This window comes from Amycolatopsis sp. WAC 01375, assembly GCF_003947325.1.
Taxonomy (GTDB): Bacteria; Actinomycetota; Actinomycetes; order Mycobacteriales; family Pseudonocardiaceae; genus Amycolatopsis.
In genome coordinates, this window is sequence record NZ_QHHW01000026.1 from 1 (window position 1) to 17,313 (window position 17,313).

A 17,313-nucleotide genomic window follows, 5' to 3' on the forward strand; every position below is an offset into this window, starting at 1 on the left:
AGCGTTGGGCGTGGCTGGGTCGTGAGTGGCGATTCGGGTTAGAACCCGAATCGCCACTCACGACCCACCGGGCCCACTACACGCCCGCAGGCGACGCCCCGCGCTCGACCACCAACCGGGCCGCCCCGCTCCCGTCCGCCGGAACCGCCCAGATCCCCGAGTCCAACCCGTACGCGATGGTCTGGTCATCGAGCCAGGCGGCCTGGTCGTCCACGCTCCGTGTCTCGGCCAGCAAGGTCTCCTGTCCGGAGGCCAGATCGAGGACGGCCAGCCGCCACGGCGCCGCGAGATCGGCGGAAACCCGTTTCTTGAAGGCGATCCGCTGCCCGTCCGGCGAAAGGGACGGGCATTCGACGTTCTCCCGGATCATCGTCGCGACGAGCTTCTCGTAGTCCGCCTCGACCAGGTACGTCTTCCCCTTCGTCCCCACGGTCGCGTAGAACCGCTTGCCGTCGGGGGTGAAGGTGATCCCCCAGTAGTTCACGTCGGACGAGTAGTACGGCTTGCCGTCGAGCAGGAGCCCCATCTCCTCGATGCTCTTCATCAACTTCCCGGTCCTCAGGTCGAAGATCCCGGCCCTGGTCGAAAACCCTGTCTCCGCATAGGAATCGCCGTTGACGAACAGCGTCCAGTAGGCAAGCTTCCCGTCCGGCGAGACCCGGCCGCGGCTGGGGGTGCCGGGCAGTTCGATCCGGCGGATCTCGTTGAGGTCCTTGTCCAGCACGATGACGTCGGTCATCGGCGGCAGCACCCCCGGCTGCGCGGACAGGCACAGCGCGGTCCCCGCCGAAGCGGCGAAGCGGTCACAGCTGAGCCCGGACACCTTCCGGGGTTCGCCCGGCCGGTCGACGGGGACCGTGGCGAGATGGCCGAAGTCGGGGCCTTCAGCTGTGTTGCGGAACAGCAGCTGCCCCTTGGCCTGCACCGAAACCGGCTGCCCGGTGACGACGGCGACGGAGTTCACCTCCGGCCCGCGGTCGCGGGAGTGGATCCCGTAGCCGACGGCGGCCGCGATCAGGAGGACGACCGCACCTGCCACCCCCAGGATGCGCGCCCTCATGCGTGTGTCCTCAAAGGACGGATAACGGCGGCCGCGACGACCACCACCGCCAGCGCGCCGGCGGCGACCAGAACCGCGGCGTGCAGATCCCACGTGGTCCAGGCGAGTCCGAAAAGGACGGACGCGAGCATCCGCGTCGTCGCCTGCCCGGTCTGCACCAGCGCCAGTCCGCTCGCCCGTTGATGCTCGGGAAGCAGCGGTCCGGCGGCGGCCATCAGGACCCCGTCGGTGGCGGCGTAGAAGACTCCGTGCAGCACCAGCGCCAGTACGGCGAGGATGCCGCCGTCCACCGGTCCCAGCAGCGCCAGCAGCGCGACGACCAGCGCGACGTGTCCGCCGAGGAACACCTTCCAGCGGCCGATCCGGTCCGAAAGCCTGCCGAACGGCACGGCGAGCAACAGGTACACACCCGCGGTTCCCAGTGGCAGCAAGGGAAAGAAGACCGCGCCGAGATCCCAGCGGCGCTGCAGTACGAGATAGAGGAACGAATCGCTCAGGGTGACCAGTCCCAGCAACGCCGCCCACACGCAGATCCGGCGGAACGACGCCTGCCGGATCAGGCCCGCGGTCTCCCGCAGCGAGACCTTGGGCCGTACGGCGTTCGGCTTCGGCTGGTGGTCCTTGACCAGCACCAGCAGGATGATCACGCCGATCGCGGCGATGCAGAAGCTCGTGAAGAACACCGAGTCGTAGCTGCCGAGGCTGAGCCACAGCACGGCCATGGCGACCAGCGGGCCGAGGAACGCGCCGAAGGTGTCCATCGCGCGGTGCACGCCGAACGCGCGGCCGAGATGTTCGGGTTCACTGCTCAGCGTGATCAGCGCGTCCCGCGGCGCGGTCCGGACGCCTTTGCCGGTGCGGTCGGCCGCGAGGACGGCACCGATCGCGACGGCGGACGAACCAGCCAGCATCAGGCCGATCTTGCCCAGCGCCGAAAGCCCGTAACCGAAGCAGGCGACGGCTTTGAGCCGCTGCCACCGGTCCGCGAGATGCCCGCCGACGAGCCGGACGACGGCGGTGACGCCGGAATAGAGACCGTCGAGCACGCCGAACTGCAGCGGGCTCAGGCCGAGACCGAGAACGAGGTAGAGCGGGAGGACCGCGGTCACCATCTCCGACGAGATGTCGGTGACGAGGCTGACCAGGCCGAGCGCGACGACATTCCCGGTGACGGCCCGCTTCACGCCGCTGCTTTTCGGTACGTCTACTGCCGCCCGACTAGTGGCTATGTACATGGGAGACCTCCTTCACGCGCACCGAACGACCGCAATCAGGTGCCAGGTTGCGATGGTCCGCGACGCGAACCATCGCAACCTGGTGCCGAAACGCGAGGATCAGTGGCAGGTGTAGGTGGGAGACGAGTCGATGGTCTTGCCGTCGAGACCGATCAGCTGGGTCGAGAAGGCGTTGTCCGACATGTTCAGCTTGAGCACGCCGTAGGTCGAGATCGCCTTCGCCGTGGCCGGGTGCTCGGTCTTGACCGGGTAAAGGCTCGCCCCGCCACCGCCGCCGATGATCTGCACCGGACCCGCGGGATCCTTGTCGCCGTCGGCGTTCTGCGGATAGAACCGCTCGTAGTGGTGGTCGTGCCCGTTGAGCACCAGATCGACCTTGTTCTGGACCATGGTCTCCCAGAGGGTGGCCATCTTGCTGTTGTCACCGTGGTCACCCGAGGTGTAGCGCGGGTGGTGGTAGTACGCGGCGACGCAGGGCTTGGTGTTGTTCTTCAGGTCCTGCTTGATCCAGTTCAGCTGCTCGTCGCTGATCGCGTTCGCGGCGAGGCCGGGCGAGAACTCCGTGCTGTCGATGGCGACGAAGTGCCAGTTGCCCATTTCCCAGCTGTAGTAGGTCTTCCCGTTCGGCGTCGCGATCTTGCCGAAGTACTGCTTGTAGGCGCCCAGCGGGGTGTGGTCGTAGGTCTCGTGGTTGCCGGGGACCGGGTGCATGATGTTCTTGTACTTGCCCCAGGTCTTGTCGAAGTACTTCGTGAAGTCCTCGATGTGGGCGTCGTCGTACTGGTTGTCGCCCATGGTGATGACCGCGGCCGGGTTCATCTGGCCGACCAGCGCGGCCGTCTTCGGGTGGATGCACGAAGACGACGAAGCTGTGCACTGTTCGGCGATGTCACCGGAGGCGGCGAGGACGAACGACGAACCGCCCGCCTGCGTGGTCGCCTGGATCTGGTTGCTGGCCGCCGAGGTGTTGCCGGCGGCGTCCTTCGCGCGGACGGTGTAGGTGTACGCGGTCGACGGGCTCAGTCCGCTGTCGGTGTAGGAAGCGCTTTCAGTAGTGCCGACGACCTGGCCGTTCCGCAGCACTTCGTAGCCGCTGACGCCGACGTTGTCCGTCGAACCGGTCCACGTCAGGTCCACAGTGGATGAGGTGGCCGAACCCGCCTTGAGGTTCGACGGCGCGGTGGGCGCCTGCGTGTCACCGGAGGAGTCCGACGTCCCGTATACCTGCATCTCCCACAGGGAGTAGCCGTAGCTCGTGGCGCGTTTGGTCCCGACGAGGCGGAGGTACCGGCCGCGGGCGGACAGGCCGGTGAGGTCGTCGGTCCCGCCGTTGCCGTTGGTGACGGATTTGACCGGGGTCCACGCCGAGCCGTCGTTGGAGACCTCGAGTTTGTACGCGGTGGCGTACGCCGCTTCCCAGTTCAGCTTGACCCGGTTGATGGCGGACGGACCGCCGAGGTCGATGCGGATGAACTGCGGGTCGACACCTTCGGCGCTCGCCCACCGGGTGGTGGTCTTCCCGTCGACGGCAAGCGGGCCGCCGTAGGAGGAGGACTCCACCGACGAGACGAGGACGGATTTACCTTGGGACAAAAGGACATCAGCGGCTTGGGCGTTACCGCTGAGCAGCGTCGGCAACAGAATGGCGGCCGCGCCTAGTGGTAGTAGTCGAGTTCGGGCCTTCACATCGATCTCCCCGGGAATCCGTGGCGGCGGGTTGAGAGGGACGGGTGCGCGGCGTTGTTCGTTTGGTAAGTTTCCTAACGAATGCGTACCGTAATCCGTACCACTCAGTGAGTCAAGACGTAGACTCGTCCCATGACCGGCGCCTTGATCTTCGACTTCGACGGAACGCTGGTCGACACCGAGGCCGCCGTCCTCGTGGCCTGGCAGGAGACGTTCCGCGAACGCGGCGGCGAACTCCCCCTCGACGTCTGGCACACCGTGATCGGCACGCAGAACACCGCCGTCGCGATGTTCGAACTGCTCGAGAAGAACGACGAGAACCTCGACCGGATCGCGGTCCGCACCGGCGTCCGCGCCCGGGTCACCGAACTGCTGGAATCAGTGGGGCCTCGCCCGGGCGTCCAGCAGTATCTCGACGATGCGAAGGAACAGGGCCTGCGGCTGGCCATCGCGTCCAGCTCGACCGGCGACTGGGTCACCACGCATCTGCACCGGCTCGGCCTCGCGGACGCGTTCGAGGCCGTCCTCACCGGCGACCTCCACGAGGCGAAGCCGAGCCCGGACCTCTATCTCGCCGCGCTCGCCGCGCTGAACCTGCCCGCGGCCGAGGCGATCGCGTTCGAGGATTCACCGCATGGCGTCACCGCGGCGAAGGCCGCCGGGATCGAGTGCGTGGCGGTGCCGAATCCGATCACCGCGGTGCTGAACTTCGACCACGCCGATCTCGTACTCGGCTCGCTGGCCGACAAACCGCTCGGCGAGCTGCTCAGCCGTTGAGCAGCTCGCCAAGGCGGACCAGGAACGGACGCTGGCCTTTGAGCAGTTTCTCCTCCGCCTCGGCCAGCCCGAACCAGGCGACCCTGTCGACCTCCGGGAACTCCTGCGTCCGGCCCGACCGCGGCGGCCACTCCATTTCGAAGGTGCCCGGCACCACCTGAGCCGGATCGAGGTCGCCCTCGACCGCCCAGACCGTCACGACCTTGCCGCCGGACTGCTTCACGACGCCGAGCGGGAGGTACTCCCCCTCCGGCGCGGGCAGCCCCAGTTCCTCGGTGAACTCGCGCCGCGCCGCGGCCTCCGGCGCCTCATCCGGTTCGTACTCGCCCTTGGGCACCGACCAGCCGCCCGCGTCCTTCTTCGCCCAGAACGGTCCGCCCATATGCCCGAGCAGCACCTCGGTCACCTCGCCCGACCTGCGGAAGAGCAGGATCCCGGCACTCGTCTTACCCGCCATGACGTCCAGTCTGGCCTTGCGCCGATCGGGTGATGTGACCGGCCCGCGAAAAAACTTTCCGCCTGGATGTCGATTCGCGTCGAGCCCGTCCGACGCGTTGTCAGAAGCCGCCCCACAGACACTCCCTCCCGGAAGGACCGGAACCATGACGCAGACCATCACCCCCGCCCAGACCACCACCACCGCCACCCCGCGTGCCGCCAAGGCGCAGGGCGCGATCCAGTCGGCCGTCCGGATCGTCGTCTCGTTCCTCTTCCTCTGCCACGGTTTGCAGGGATTCGGCTTCTTCGGTGGTGTCGACGGCGCCGGCGGCTCGGTGGAACTCGGCTCCTGGCCCGGCTGGTACGGCAGCGTGATCGAGGTCGTCGGCGCCGCACTGGTGCTGGTGGGCCTGTTCACCCGGCCGGTCGCGGTACTGCTCTCCGGCGTGATGGCCTACGCCTACTTCAGCGTCCACGCGCCGGAAGGCCTGCTGCCGCTGCAGAACATGGGCGAGCTGTCGACCCTCTACTGCTGGATCTTCCTGCTGATCGCCGCGATCGGCCCCGGCACCTTCGCCCTCGACACCCTGCGCCGCCGACGCTGATGGAGAATCGCGAGGCCCCTTTCCTGGAACGATTCCAGGAAAGGGGCCTTTAACGCGTTTCGGCGTTGTTAAATTCGGACATAACATCGAATTACCCCCCGAAAGAAAGTTCCCTACCGATGGGGGTATCCGGCATCCTCTATCACATCAATGGTTTAGACCACCTTGAGCCGGAAGGATGCGTCATGACCCAGACAGCCACCGCCACGACCACCGAGATCGGTCCGACCGCTCCCAAGTGGCAGGGACTGGCCCTCTCCGTCGTCCGCGTAGTGGTCGCGTTCCTGTTCCTCTGCCACGGTCTGCAGAAGCTGGGACTCTTCGACAAGCCCGCCGTGCCGTTCGCCACCTGGCCGGGCTGGTACGCCGGGGTCATCGAAACGGTCGGCTCACTGCTGATCCTCGTCGGCCTGTTCACCCGCCCGGTCGCGGTGCTGCTTTCGGGCACGATGGCGTACGCGTATTTCGTCGTGCACCAGCCCGACGCGTTGTTACCGCTGCAGAACAAGGGCGAGACGGCGGCCCTGTACTCCTGGATCTTCCTGCTGTTCGCGGTGGTCGGCCCGGGCACCTACGCGCTCGACACCCTGCTGCGCCGACGCCGGAGGTCCTGAGCCGGAGGTGTGAAGGTCGAGTTTCCTCGGCTGAGCCGAGGGAAGGGGGCCTTCACGCGCAGCCGGAATCCACGTAGGCACCCTTGGCCCTAACCTGAACCGCCACTCACGAGACCCGAGCCACCCCCGATGCCATGAAGGACGCTTTCATTGCAAATTTTGCAATGAAAGCGTCCTTCATAGCGCTTGAGAGAGGGGAACCGTCAGCGACCCTGTGGCAACCCGGCCGCCAGGTCGGACAACGCCAGCACGTGCTCCATCAGCACGGTCAACACCTGCTTCGTCGACTCGCGTTCCCGCGCGTCGCACAGCAGCAGCGGGACGTCCATGCTGACGTCGAGCGCCTGCCGGACCTCCTCGGTCCCGTAGCGGTAGGCGTTGTCGAAACAGTTCACGGCGACGACGAACGGCAGTCCGCGGCGCTCGAAGAAGTCGACGGCCGCGAAGCAGCTGTCGAGCCGCCGGGTGTCGGCCAGCACGACGGCGCCGAGCGCACCTTCGGCCAGTTCGTCCCACATGAACCAGAACCGGTCCTGTCCCGGCGTGCCGAACAGGTACAGGATCAGCTCGGGGTTGATGGTGATGCGGCCGAAGTCGAGGGCGACCGTGGTGGTCGTCTTCTTCTCGACACCGGTGAGGTCGTCGACGCCCTCGGACGCCGCGGTGATGACCTCCTCGGTGCGCAGCGGGGGAACCTCGCTGACCGAACCGACCATCGTGGTCTTACCGACCCCGAACCCGCCGGCGATGAGGACCTTGACCGCGTTCGCGGTCAAGGATCGCCGGGGCTCAGAGTTTCCGGATGCCATCAAGAACCGCCTGGAGTACGTGTTTATTGGGGGTGTCGGTGACCGGGGTCGCGGTGCGGAACAGCACGAGGTTCTGTTCGATGAGGTCGCTCAGCAGCACCTTCACCACCGGCAGCGGAAGGTCTATACGCGCGGCGACCTCCGCGACGGAGGTCGGTCTCTGGCACAGGTTGAGGATCCGCCCGTACTCCGGCTCGAAGCCCGCCACCTCGTTCGCGCTGCGCATGGCGACCACCAGGGTGATCAGGTCGAGGCCGAGCGTGTCCGAGCGGGTACGCCCGCCCGTGACGGCGTACGACCGGACCAGGGGGCCGGCCTCGTCCTCGAACCACGACTCGTGCCGCCCGCTCATGGCGAAGTGGGAGTCGCGGCGCGGGGCGCCGAAGTGAGCACCGCGCCGACCCGCTTGACCATCAGGTTCATTTCGTAGGCGACGAGACCCATGTCCGCGTCTTCCTTCGCCAGCAGCGCGAGGCAGGCTCCGCGCCCGGCGGCGGTGACGAACAGGAAGGCGTGGTCCATCTCGACCATGGTCTGGCGGACGTTGCCGCCGCCGAAGTGCCGTCCCGTTCCCCGCGCGAGGCTCTGGAACGCCGACGCGACCGCGGACAGGTGCTCGCCGTCCTGTTCCGACAGGTTCCCGGACCGTCCGATGAGCAGGCCGTCGGACGACAGGACCACCGCCCTGTCGGCACCGCTGACCCGCTTGACCAGGTCGTCCAGCAACCAGTCGAGTTCACTGACTCCCGCGTTGGCCATCTAGTCACGATCTCCGTACATGTCGAGGTCGGTGTAGTCGTCGGTGGGTTCGGTGTCCCGTGCGCGGCGCGTGCCCTGCTGGAACGCGGCGAGCCGGTTCCTCGCCAGCTCGGGGGTGTCCTCGCGGACCTCCTCGGGCTGGGCGGCGGGCCGGTCCTCCATGAGCTGGGGGACCAGGTTCGCCTGACGGCGGCGCTGCGGCAGCGGTGGCCTGCCGGGCGCCTCGGGGCCGGGCCGCCGGGTCTGCGGCGGGCGGCCGTCCTGGGGACGGGTGTCTTGAGGCCGGGTGTCGGCCGGCGGCCACGCCGGCGGCTGCACCGGCTGCGGACGACCCTCGGCACGCATGGGCTCCGGGCGGATCGGCTCTGGCCGCGGCGTCTCCGGCCGGGGCACCCGCGGCGGCCTCGGGGGCAGCGGCGGCAACGTGCCGCCGGGCTGCTCCGGGCCCTGCTGCGCTTGCGGCTGCGGCTGGGGTGCGACCGGCATCGGCACGGGCAATTCGGGCCGTTCCACGGGGAACTCGGTGCGGTGGCGGGCACGACGGCCCGGGAGCAGCGGCGCGGCTTCCGGCACCTCGGTGCTCTCGGGGTCCACCTCGTCCTCCGGCTGATCAGACGGGACCGGCGCGAGCAGGTCGGTGCGGACGAGCACGATGGCCCTGGTGCCGCCGTACGCCGACTCGCGCAGGTGCACGGAGATCCCGTGACGCGCGGCGAGGCGCGCGACCACGAACAGGCCCAGCCGTGGCTCGGCTGACAGGGCCATGATGCCGAAGTCCGGCGGATCGGCCAACATCGCGTTCAGCTCGGCGGCCTGTTCGGGCTCGATACCGAGGCCCTGGTCCTCGACCTCGATCACGACACCCTTGCCGACCACGTTGCCCCGCAGCTCGACGCGCGACTGCGGCGGCGAGAAGGCGGTCGCGTTGTCGATCAGCTCCGCGAGCAGGTGCACGAGGTCGCCGACGACCGGGCCCTGCACCGCCATCGCGGGCATCTTCGCCGTCTTCACCCTGGCGAAGTCCTCGGTCTCTGCCGAGGCACCGCGGGTCAGCTCGGCCAGCGTCACCGGCTTGCGCCACTGACGACCGGGCTGACCGCCACCGAGGATGATCAGGTTCTCCGCGTTGCGGCGGGCGCGCGTGGAGAGGTGGTCCAGCTGGAAGAGCGTCTCCAGCTGCTCCGGGTCCTCCTGTTTGCGCTCGGCCTGGTCGAGCACCTTGAGCTGGCGGTGCACGATGACCTGGCTGCGGTGCGCGATGTTGAGGAACACCGTCTTGGTGCCCTCACGGGTCCTCGCCTCTTCCACCGCGGCCGCGATGGCGGTCTGCTGCGCCTTGTTGAAGGCCTCGGCGACCTGTCCGATCTCGTCGTCGCCGTGGTCGAGGAAGTGACCCTTGTCGTCGAGGTCGACGGGTTCACCCGCCCGCACCCGGTCCACCAGTTCCGGCAGCCGGATCTCGGCGACGTCGAGGGTGTCCTCGCGCAGCCGCGCCAGCCTTCCGATGAGCCGGTTGGACAGCCGCAGGGCGATGATGAACACGCCGATCGCCACCAGCAGCGCGATGGCCGCGGCGATGGCCGAGGTGATCAGCGTCCGGTCGGCGTCGTCGACCGCCTGCGTCGTGGCCGTACCACTCTGCTCGACGAAGCCGCGCATCATCGCGTCACTGACGCCGCGCGCGGCCTGAAGCCACGTCTGCTCGGGGATGGGGAGCGTGGCCTTGCTGTTCTGCAGGAAGGTGTTCTCGACCGTGTTGACGGCCTTCCACGGATCGCTCGCGACGAGCTGGTCGAACTTCGCCTTGACGTCCGGCAGCATCCGCGAGACCGAAGACTCCAGCTGCGAGCGGTAGGAACCGACCTCGGTGACGTAGGCGCGGTAGGTCTCGTCGGTGAAGCCGCCGCCGGCGACCGCCGCGGCGGCGAGGGCGTTGGCGCGCTGCATCTGGTCGATGGCGGTGAACAGCGGCACCGCGGTGATCCGCTGGTAGGCGTTCTCGGCGTTCGGCGCGTCCTGGGCCAGCCCGGTGAGACCTTCGACGAACTGGTCGAGGATCTGGTTGTAGAAGGTGAAGGCGTCCAGCAGCGGGAGCTGACCGGAGTCGGCCGACTGCCGCATCTGCGGCATCTTCTGGAAGAGCCCGTTCACCGTGGCGATGTTGCGCTGCACGCTGTCGGGCGAGTCGCCGATGAACTTCTGAAGGTGGGCGACGACGCCTTGGGTGGCGGCGTCGGTCTTCGCGCGCTGCTCGACGAGCGTCGCGTGCTGCGACCGGTCCCCGGCGAGTTCGCGCAGCGTCAGGCGCCGCTCTTCCTGCACCTGGACGAAGAAGGGGAGAGAGGGGGCTTCCGAGTCACGGATCCGCTGCGCGTAGTCACGGCCGTTGACCGCGTCGAAGATCAGGTAGCCGCCGATCGCCAGACCGACCAGCATCAGCGCGATGCTCGGAATGAGCGCGATCGTCAGAACGCGCGAACGAATCGAAGAGCCGCGGCCTCGTGGAAGGGGAATTTGCTTCACCGTGGTCCGTTTTCCTTCCGGCAGTTTCAGGTGTCGGGTCGCCGGGGATCTCATACCCGCGGGATCCGATTGCCGGATCAACACAGCGTGGTCCGCTCCGCCCGCGAAGACGCTAGGAGACCCAAACGGGTGAGTCAAGTCCAGACGCGAAGGGTAGTCGCGTATGGCCGTGACCAGGTCACGAGAGGTCGGCGGACCTCGAAAGTCCACCACGTGGACCTGGGCCCCCCGCCAAGTGACTCACCAGTAGGTCACCTGGCGGTTTACCGCAGGCAGCGGCTTGATCGACACTCTTCAGACTCGATCACGTCACAGCTCCTGGCGCTCACTTCGCGGTGAAAAAGGCCGACGAAAACTACTCGCCGTGACGTCGCTCACGCTTTCGGACCAGCGCTCCACATACCGTTCGGTTTGCGAACGACATCGCCACGGAGGAACGCCGCCGTAACGCCGTTCGCGCCACGGAATCGAGAATTACGGACACTAATCGCCGCCGATTCGGCGAAATGATCTTCGTCGGCACGGCCGAGCTCGTCGTCGAGGAGCGCGTCGACCTTCCTGGAGGCGTCCCGGAGCATCCGGACGCCCGCCCAGCACAGGGTCGCCACCCCGCAGATCAGGATCGCGACGAGCACGGTCTCGACCGGGTACCGGGAGCCGAATTCGCTGAGCAGAAAACCGGAGGTGACGCCGGACAGGGCGACGGCGGTATAGGTGAACGACATGATCCCCTCCTTCTCCAGGCGCCGGGCCCGCGCCTCGCCGATAAGACGCGCGACGTGGGTTTCCCTTACGCCACAGGGGAAGGATCTACGTCACACTCGCGGCGAGAGCGAATATCGAGATTAACAGCGGATTCGCGAAAGATCGCGCGTTCTCCCCCGCGGGGGCGAGGCGATCACCTATTTGCCACCGATTCCCGAATCAGATTCATCGTTTCGGTGTCGGAGCTCCCGAAGCGTCGTGACGGCACGAAGTACCTCGCCGTAGGTGGTGTAGAGCGGAGCCAGCCCGAACCTCAGCACGTTGGGCGGGCGGAAGTCGCCGATCACCCCGCGTTCGATCAGGGCCGCCATCGTCTTGGCCGCGTCTTCGTCGATGACCGAGATCTGATGCCCGCGGTCTTCGTCGCGCGGGGTCGCGATCGTCGCGCCGTCGAGGAGTTCGTCCGCGCACCGGAAGAAGAACTCACCGAGCGCGAGCCCCTTCGCCCGCAGCAGCCCGCGATCCACGCCGTCCCAGACGTCGAGGGCCGCGTCCAGCGCGAGCAGCGAAAGGATGTCGGGAGTGCCCGCGCGGCCACGCGCGATGCCGGCGTTCGCCTCGTACGCGCCGCGCATCGCGAACGGGTCGCTGTCACCGGCCCAGCCCGCCAGCGGCTGTTCGAACCCGTCCAGCCATTTCGTTGCCACGTAAAGGAAAGCTGGTGCGCCGGGGCCGCCGTTGAGGAACTTGTACGTGCAGCCGACAGCGAGGTCCACGCCCGCCGCGTCCACTTCGACCGGGAGCGCGCCGACGCTGTGGCAGAGATCCCAGAGCACCAGCGCGCCCGTGCGGTGCAGTGCCCCGGTCAGCGTGGCCATGTCGTGAGCACGTCCGGTCACGTAGTCGACGTGGTTGATCAGCGCGACGGCCGTCCGTTCGCCCGCCTCGCGCGGCATGTCCTCGGCGACGACGCGGCGCACCGTGCGCCCGGTCAGCCGGGCGACCTCGTCGGCGATGTAGCCGTCGGTCGGGAACGTGTCCGCGTCGACGAGGATCTCGTCGCGGCCCGGCCTGAGGCGGGTCGCGGCGACCAGCGCCTTGAACAGGTTCACGCTGGTCGAGTCCGCCACGACGAGCTGCCCCGGCGCGGCACCCACCAGCGGCGCGATCCGCTCGCCGACCCGCACCGGCGCCTCCCACCAGCCCTCCGACCAGGACCGGATGAGCCGCCCGCCCCATTGCTCGCGGACGACCGCGGCGACCCGGTCCGCCACGTGTTTCGGCGGGGCGCCCAGCGAGTTGCCGTCGAAATAGGCGACGCCGGCGTCGAGGTCGAATTCGTTCCGCTTGTGCGCCAAGGGATCGGCCGCGTCCAGCGCCGCGGCCTCCGCTACGAGATCAGTCACGGTGGTCATCGTCGGCGAGAGTGTTCCAGAAGTCCAGCTCGTACGCCTGGAACAACCGCGCGTGGGTCCGAGCGTCCTTTTCGGACAGTTCCCCGGCGTCGAGCGCGGCCTGCACGGCCCGTACGGCAAGCTCTTCGAGCTCCGGCGACGGCGCGCCGAAGAAGTCGAAGAAGGCACACGCCTCGTCGTCGAAGCAGTAGCGCTCACGCATCGCCGCGGCGATCGCGGCGCAGTACCGGCCGAAGGCGGCGAAGTTGGCGACGATCGCCACGATGACGTCCGCCGGTTCGCCGTTGAGCGCCAGCCAGGCGACGAACGCCGGATACGCCTGGCAGCCGGCGCGCGGCTCGAAGCCGGGCGATTCCTCGGCGAGCGCCGGCAGTTTGCCGAGCGCCAGCCCCTCACCGGAGGCCAAGGCCGCGAAGAACTCCCGCGCGTTCCGCTCCCGCGCACGGGACGCGAGGTGGAGGAAACCACGCCAGTCGCTGCGGACGATCCGGTACTCCTCCGCGGCGATCGCGGCGAAGATCCCCCGTGCCGCCTCGCCCGCCTCGACCAACGGGACGAGCCGGTTCTCGTCGTCGTGGGGTGCGAGTTCCGCCTGCACCGCGTCGATCAACTCGCGTGCCGAACCGGTCATCGTCGAGGGTCCTCCCGTTCGGTACTGACGCGGTGAAAACGGAAAAGGTGGACATTTCGCGAGCCGCGACCGTGGCCGCGATTCTCTATCCAGCACTGCCGACAGCCCTTACAGTGTGCCTGATCAGGCAGCATCGAGGAGGCCAGCGTTGACCACCCAGCCGACCGTCGCCGAGCAGATCGAAGGCCAGACCATCCCCGCCCTGCTTCACCGCAACGCCCAGGAGTTCGGTGAGCTGCCGGCGGTCACGTCACTCGACAAAGCGGGCAAGCCGACCCTGACCTGGGCCGAATTCCGCACCGCCATCGCGGAGGTGTCGCGCGGGCTCGCGGGCCTCGGGCTCGGCGTCCGCGACCGGATGCTGATCATGGCGCCGAGCAGCCCCGAACACCTGATCGCCGACCTCGCCGCGGCCCATCTCGGCGCGATCCCCTGCACCGCGTACGCGACGCTCAGCCCGGAGCAGATCGGGTTCGTCGCCCGGCACAGCGCCGCCGGTGTCGTCGTCCTCGCCGGTGCCGACGAACTCGGCCGCTGGTCGCAGGTGCTCGACGAGCTGCCCGCGCTGCGGCACATCATCCTGCTCGACGCGTCCGTGATCCCCCCGGACGACAAGCGTTTCCTGTCGTTCGCCGATCTGCGCGCGGCGGGCGCGGAAGCGCACGCGGCCGACCCGCGGGCGTTCGAGACCGCGTGGTCCTCGATCACCCCGGACGACCCGCTGTCGATGATCTACACGTCGGGCACCACCGGCGACCCCAAAGGTGTCGTGCTGTCGCACCGCAACGCGATCTACCAGGCCGTCGCCGTCCAGAAGCTGCACGACTCCCCGATGCACGCCACGAACATCGCGTACCTGCCGCTCGCGCATATCGCCGAACGCGAACTGTCGATCTACATGCCGATCGTGTGGGCCGGGCACGTGCACACCGTCGGCGACCCGACCGGCGTCGTCGGCGCGCTGGGCCAAGTGCACCCGAAGAGTTTCTTCGGCGTCCCGCGAGTGTGGGAAAAGATGGTGGCAGGCCTGAAGAACCTGCTCGGCTCGCTGCCGGAAGAGAAGCGGACCGGCCTGCTCGGCGCGAACGAACTGCTGCAGCAGGGCTACAAACTGCGCAGCGACGGCAAGGAGGTCCCGCCGGAACTCGCGGAGAAGATCGCGCAGACCGACGCCGCCGCGCTCGCGCCGGTCCGGGCGATGCTGGGCCTCGACCAGATCGAGGTCGCCTCCAGCGGTGCCGCCGCGCTGCCGGTGGAGATCCTGTACTTCATCGCCGGGCTCGGCGTCGAGATCCAGGAGGTCTGGGGACTGTCCGAGACCACCGGCGCGGTCACCTCGAACACTCCGTCGGCGTTCAAGGCCGGTTCGGTCGGCCGTCCGCTGGAAGGTATCGAGGTGAAGGTCGCCGAAGACGGCGAACTCCTCGTCCGCGGCGCCATCGTGTTCCTCGGCTACCTGCAGGAAGACGGCACGATCAAGCCGGACGTCGACGCCGACGGCTGGCTCGCCACCGGCGACATCGGCACGATCGACGAACGCGGCTTCGTCACGATCACCGACCGCAAGAAGGAACTGATCATCACCTCGAGCGGCAAGAACATCGCCCCGACGAAGATCGAAGGACTGCTCAAGGAACACCCGCTGATCGGACAAGCCGTCGCGATCGGCGAGAAACGGCCGTACGTCACCGCGCTGATCGTCGTCGACGACGAGATCGCGCCGGGCTGGGCGACCGCGAACGGCATCCAGCTCACCGAAGGCGAATCGCTCGCCGACAACGCGGAGGTCCGCGCGGAGATCGAGAAGGCCGTCGAGGCGGCGAACGCGCGGCTGGCCAGGATCGAGCAGATCAAGCGGTACCACGTGATCCCCAAGGCCTGGACGCCCGAAAGCGGCGAGGTGACCCCGACCTTGAAACTGAAGCGGCGGATCATCAACGACCGCTACGCACCCACGATCGCGGACCTGTACCCGGCCTCCGCTCCGGAACCCGCTCCCGCCGCAGGTTCCTGACGCGCGCGAAGTCGTAAGACGCGTGATTGAAGGCGGATCTCGCGTGTCTGGAGCCGTAACACGCGAGTTCCGTCTCCAGACACGCGAGTTACGTCTTCAAGCACGCGAGTTACGTCTCCGAGCACGGGACGAAAGGAGTCGCGACAGGGAAGCGGCCGCTGCTAACTTGCCGCCGTGGATCTCTTCTCCCGCTCCTGGGCGGCGCTTCTCGCCGCCGTCGCCGAAACCCCCGACGAAGACTTCGCCGAACCGTCCGGCTGTGCCGGCTGGCTGGTGCAGGATCTGGTGTGTCACCTGGTGATCGACGCGCAGGACGTCCTGATCACCCTCGCCACTCCCGCCGAAACCGAACCCACGCGCGACGCGGTCACCTACTGGGAGGTCGCCGAGAAGCCGCCCACCGGCGAGGACGACCTCGATGCGCTGATCGTGCGTCTCGCCGCCGCGTACCAGGAACCCCGGCTGCTCAAGTTCCATCTCGACGACGTCGGTTCCGCCGCGGGCCGGGCCGCCGGCCTCGCCGACCCGGGGATGCGGGTCGCCACCCGCGACATCGTCCTGTCCGCGGGTGACTTCCTGTCCGCGTACGTCCTGGAGTGGACGCTGCACCACCTCGATCTGGTCGCGCATCTCCCGCACCTCGACGGCCCCGCCGCCGACAGCCTCGCCAGATCCTGGAGCAGCGCACCGGCGAGACGTTCCCGGCGTCCTTCTCCGACACGGATGCGCTGTTGGTCGGCACGGGCCGCCGTCAGCCGACGGACGCTGAGAAGGCCGAGCTCGGCGACCTGGCCGCGAAGCTGCCCTTCGTCGTCGGCTAATCCGGACGACTCGCGTGATTGAACGGACGACACGGCCGTGTCGTCCGGCTGATCACGCGTGCCGGCCGTCTGATCACGCGAGTCACGCCGTCCGGGTCGACTCCGTCCACTTCCGCAGCCGGGGAGGGACACGCTTTTCGAGGCCATAGTTCTCCAAGTGCGCGCTGAAGACCTCGTCGAAGGCGCGCTGCACGGTCTCGGTGTCCCACACCGGCCGCTCGAGGATGGGCTGCTTCAGGTACGGCTGCCCCATGACGTGCAGTTGCGGCCCGTTACAGCGGATCATCTGCCCGGTGATGCCGTCGGATCCGGCGCCGAGCAGGAAGAGCACGATCGGCGCGATCCGCGACGGCGTCCGGTCCGGCGGGCAGGCCCGCAGCGACCGTTCCGATTTCCACACCATCCGGGTGTGCGCGAGCGGGCAGACCGCGTTCACCCGGATCCCGCTCTCCTCCAGGTCCAGCGCCCAGGAGTAGGTCAGCGAAGCGACGGCACCCTTGCTGGCGGCGTACACACCCAGCTTCCGCTGCCCGAGCGAGGCGCCGGACGAGATGTTGACGATCGACCCCGGCCTGCCGCTTCCGACCATCGCCTTGATCGCGGCGAGCCCGGTGTACACGACGCCGAGGACGTTCACCTCGACCAGCTCGCGCGCCTGCTCGACGTCGTCCTCCCACGGCAGCGCCTCGTAGTTCAAGCCCGCGTTGTTGACCAGCCCGTCGATCGCGCCGAACTCGGCGAGGCACAGGTCGACGATCTCCTGCGCCTGCTTCGGATCAGCGACGCTGTGCCCGCTGGCGACCGCCCTGCCGCCGAACCGGCGGATGTTCTCCGTCGTCCGTTCGGCCAGTTCGGCGTCGATGTCGTTGACCACGACGGCGCCGCCCGCCCTCGCCACGTGTACCGCGAACGCCTCACCGAGTCCTCGCCCCGCCCCGGTCACGACGACGGCCTTGTCGTCGAGCAAACCGTTCATCGCCTTCACCCCTTTGAACCCAGCCGGCCTCCACCTCCAGACCGGTCTCTACTCAGTGTTGGCCCATTCGGCCCAGCCGGGACTCGAGCGGCGACGAACGGCGGCCCGGCTGCGCCGAGCGAGGGCACGGCGATAGCCGCGCAGATACCCGCGGGCGAGTCAGGCCGACGTCACCCACCGGTCGGACGGCGTAGCCCGATCAGCTCAACAGGCGAAGGATTCACCGGTCTTCTGTTCGTCTCCCT

General features: G+C 68.2%; 16 protein-coding genes and 1 pseudogene. 5 read left to right on the plus strand and 12 right to left on the minus strand.

All coding sequences use genetic code 11. The features are described from left to right. Nucleotides 1–76 precede the first annotated feature (76 nt). The 3 genes from DL991_RS15520 to DL991_RS15530 all read right to left on the minus strand — a co-directional run bounded on the left by DL991_RS15520 (nucleotide 77) and on the right by DL991_RS15530 (nucleotide 3,981). Nucleotides 77–1,060, minus strand: coding sequence for a PD40 domain-containing protein (locus DL991_RS15520; RefSeq protein ID WP_125785027.1), 984 nt, complete (start codon nucleotides 1,058–1,060; stop codon nucleotides 77–79). Then, nucleotides 1,057–2,295, minus strand: coding sequence for an MFS transporter (locus DL991_RS15525; protein ID WP_125785028.1), 1,239 nt, complete (start codon nucleotides 2,293–2,295; stop codon nucleotides 1,057–1,059). The genes DL991_RS15520 and DL991_RS15525 overlap by 4 nt, the downstream gene beginning before the upstream one ends. 99 nt (nucleotides 2,296–2,394) lie before the next feature. Further along, nucleotides 2,395–3,981 carry a discoidin domain-containing protein gene (locus DL991_RS15530; RefSeq protein WP_233598860.1) on the minus strand — a complete coding sequence of 529 codons (1,587 nt, stop codon included), beginning with the start codon at nucleotides 3,979–3,981 and terminating at the stop codon, nucleotides 2,395–2,397. A 132-nt stretch (nucleotides 3,982–4,113) separates the two neighbouring features. On the opposite strand from DL991_RS15530, the gene DL991_RS15535 reads away from it, so the two are divergent. Continuing rightward, on the plus strand, nucleotides 4,114–4,758 hold the full coding sequence (locus DL991_RS15535; RefSeq protein ID WP_125785029.1) for an HAD family phosphatase: 645 nt from the start codon (nucleotides 4,114–4,116) through the stop codon (nucleotides 4,756–4,758). Here the strand turns inward: DL991_RS15535 and DL991_RS15540 are convergent. Next, nucleotides 4,748–5,215, minus strand: a complete 468-nt coding sequence (locus DL991_RS15540) for an NUDIX domain-containing protein (RefSeq protein ID WP_125785030.1) — start codon at nucleotides 5,213–5,215, stop codon at nucleotides 4,748–4,750. The two genes, DL991_RS15535 and DL991_RS15540, sit on opposite strands and share 11 nt — an antisense overlap. A gap of 145 nt (nucleotides 5,216–5,360) precedes the next feature. On the opposite strand from DL991_RS15540, the gene DL991_RS15545 reads away from it, so the two are divergent. Together DL991_RS15545 and DL991_RS15550 are read left to right on the plus strand one after the other, a co-directional pair. Further along, complete coding sequence (locus tag DL991_RS15545; RefSeq protein WP_125785031.1) at nucleotides 5,361–5,801, plus strand: DoxX family protein; 441 nt, start codon at nucleotides 5,361–5,363, stop codon at nucleotides 5,799–5,801. Between the two features lie 185 nt (nucleotides 5,802–5,986). Then, nucleotides 5,987–6,415 carry a DoxX family protein gene (locus DL991_RS15550; RefSeq protein WP_125785032.1) on the plus strand — a complete coding sequence of 143 codons (429 nt, stop codon included), beginning with the start codon at nucleotides 5,987–5,989 and terminating at the stop codon, nucleotides 6,413–6,415. Between the two features lie 203 nt (nucleotides 6,416–6,618). Here DL991_RS15550 and DL991_RS15555 read toward each other — a convergent pair whose 3' ends face one another. The 7 genes from DL991_RS15555 to DL991_RS15585 form a co-directional block, all read right to left on the minus strand. Further along, nucleotides 6,619–7,224 carry an ATP/GTP-binding protein gene (locus DL991_RS15555; protein ID WP_125785033.1) on the minus strand — a complete coding sequence of 202 codons (606 nt, stop codon included), beginning with the start codon at nucleotides 7,222–7,224 and terminating at the stop codon, nucleotides 6,619–6,621. After that, nucleotides 7,205–7,576 (minus strand): DUF742 domain-containing protein, encoded by a 372-nt coding sequence (locus DL991_RS15560; RefSeq protein WP_125785034.1) that lies wholly within the window; start codon nucleotides 7,574–7,576, stop codon nucleotides 7,205–7,207. Before DL991_RS15560 ends, DL991_RS15555 begins: the two co-directional genes overlap by 20 nt. Continuing rightward, nucleotides 7,573–7,983 carry a roadblock/LC7 domain-containing protein gene (locus DL991_RS15565; protein WP_037341577.1) on the minus strand — a complete coding sequence of 137 codons (411 nt, stop codon included), beginning with the start codon at nucleotides 7,981–7,983 and terminating at the stop codon, nucleotides 7,573–7,575. The genes DL991_RS15560 and DL991_RS15565 overlap by 4 nt, the downstream gene beginning before the upstream one ends. Then, a complete protein-coding gene (locus tag DL991_RS15570; protein WP_125785035.1) occupies nucleotides 7,984–10,506 on the minus strand; it encodes a nitrate- and nitrite sensing domain-containing protein in 2,523 nt (840 codons plus the stop codon). A 374-nt stretch (nucleotides 10,507–10,880) separates the two neighbouring features. Next, the gene (locus DL991_RS15575) at nucleotides 10,881–11,231 is read right to left on the minus strand and encodes a hypothetical protein (RefSeq protein ID WP_125785036.1); all 351 of its coding nucleotides are present in this window, start codon (nucleotides 11,229–11,231) and stop codon (nucleotides 10,881–10,883) included. 177 nt (nucleotides 11,232–11,408) lie between these two features. Then, nucleotides 11,409–12,626 (minus strand): kynureninase, encoded by a 1,218-nt coding sequence (locus DL991_RS15580; RefSeq protein WP_125785037.1) that lies wholly within the window; start codon nucleotides 12,624–12,626, stop codon nucleotides 11,409–11,411. Then, nucleotides 12,610–13,257 carry a transcriptional regulator gene (locus DL991_RS15585; protein WP_125785038.1) on the minus strand — a complete coding sequence of 216 codons (648 nt, stop codon included), beginning with the start codon at nucleotides 13,255–13,257 and terminating at the stop codon, nucleotides 12,610–12,612. The genes DL991_RS15580 and DL991_RS15585 overlap by 17 nt, the downstream gene beginning before the upstream one ends. A 148-nt stretch (nucleotides 13,258–13,405) precedes the next feature. On the opposite strand from DL991_RS15585, the gene DL991_RS15590 reads away from it, so the two are divergent. Further along, complete coding sequence (locus DL991_RS15590; RefSeq protein WP_125785039.1) at nucleotides 13,406–15,271, plus strand: long-chain fatty acid--CoA ligase; 1,866 nt, start codon at nucleotides 13,406–13,408, stop codon at nucleotides 15,269–15,271. A gap of 174 nt (nucleotides 15,272–15,445) precedes the next feature. Next, a pseudogene (locus DL991_RS15595) lies at nucleotides 15,446–16,092 on the plus strand (maleylpyruvate isomerase N-terminal domain-containing protein). A gap of 82 nt (nucleotides 16,093–16,174) precedes the next feature. Here the strand turns inward: DL991_RS15595 and DL991_RS15600 are convergent. Beyond that, nucleotides 16,175–17,068 carry an SDR family NAD(P)-dependent oxidoreductase gene (locus DL991_RS15600; RefSeq protein WP_125785041.1) on the minus strand — a complete coding sequence of 298 codons (894 nt, stop codon included), beginning with the start codon at nucleotides 17,066–17,068 and terminating at the stop codon, nucleotides 16,175–16,177. Between the last annotated feature and the right edge of the window lie 245 nt (nucleotides 17,069–17,313).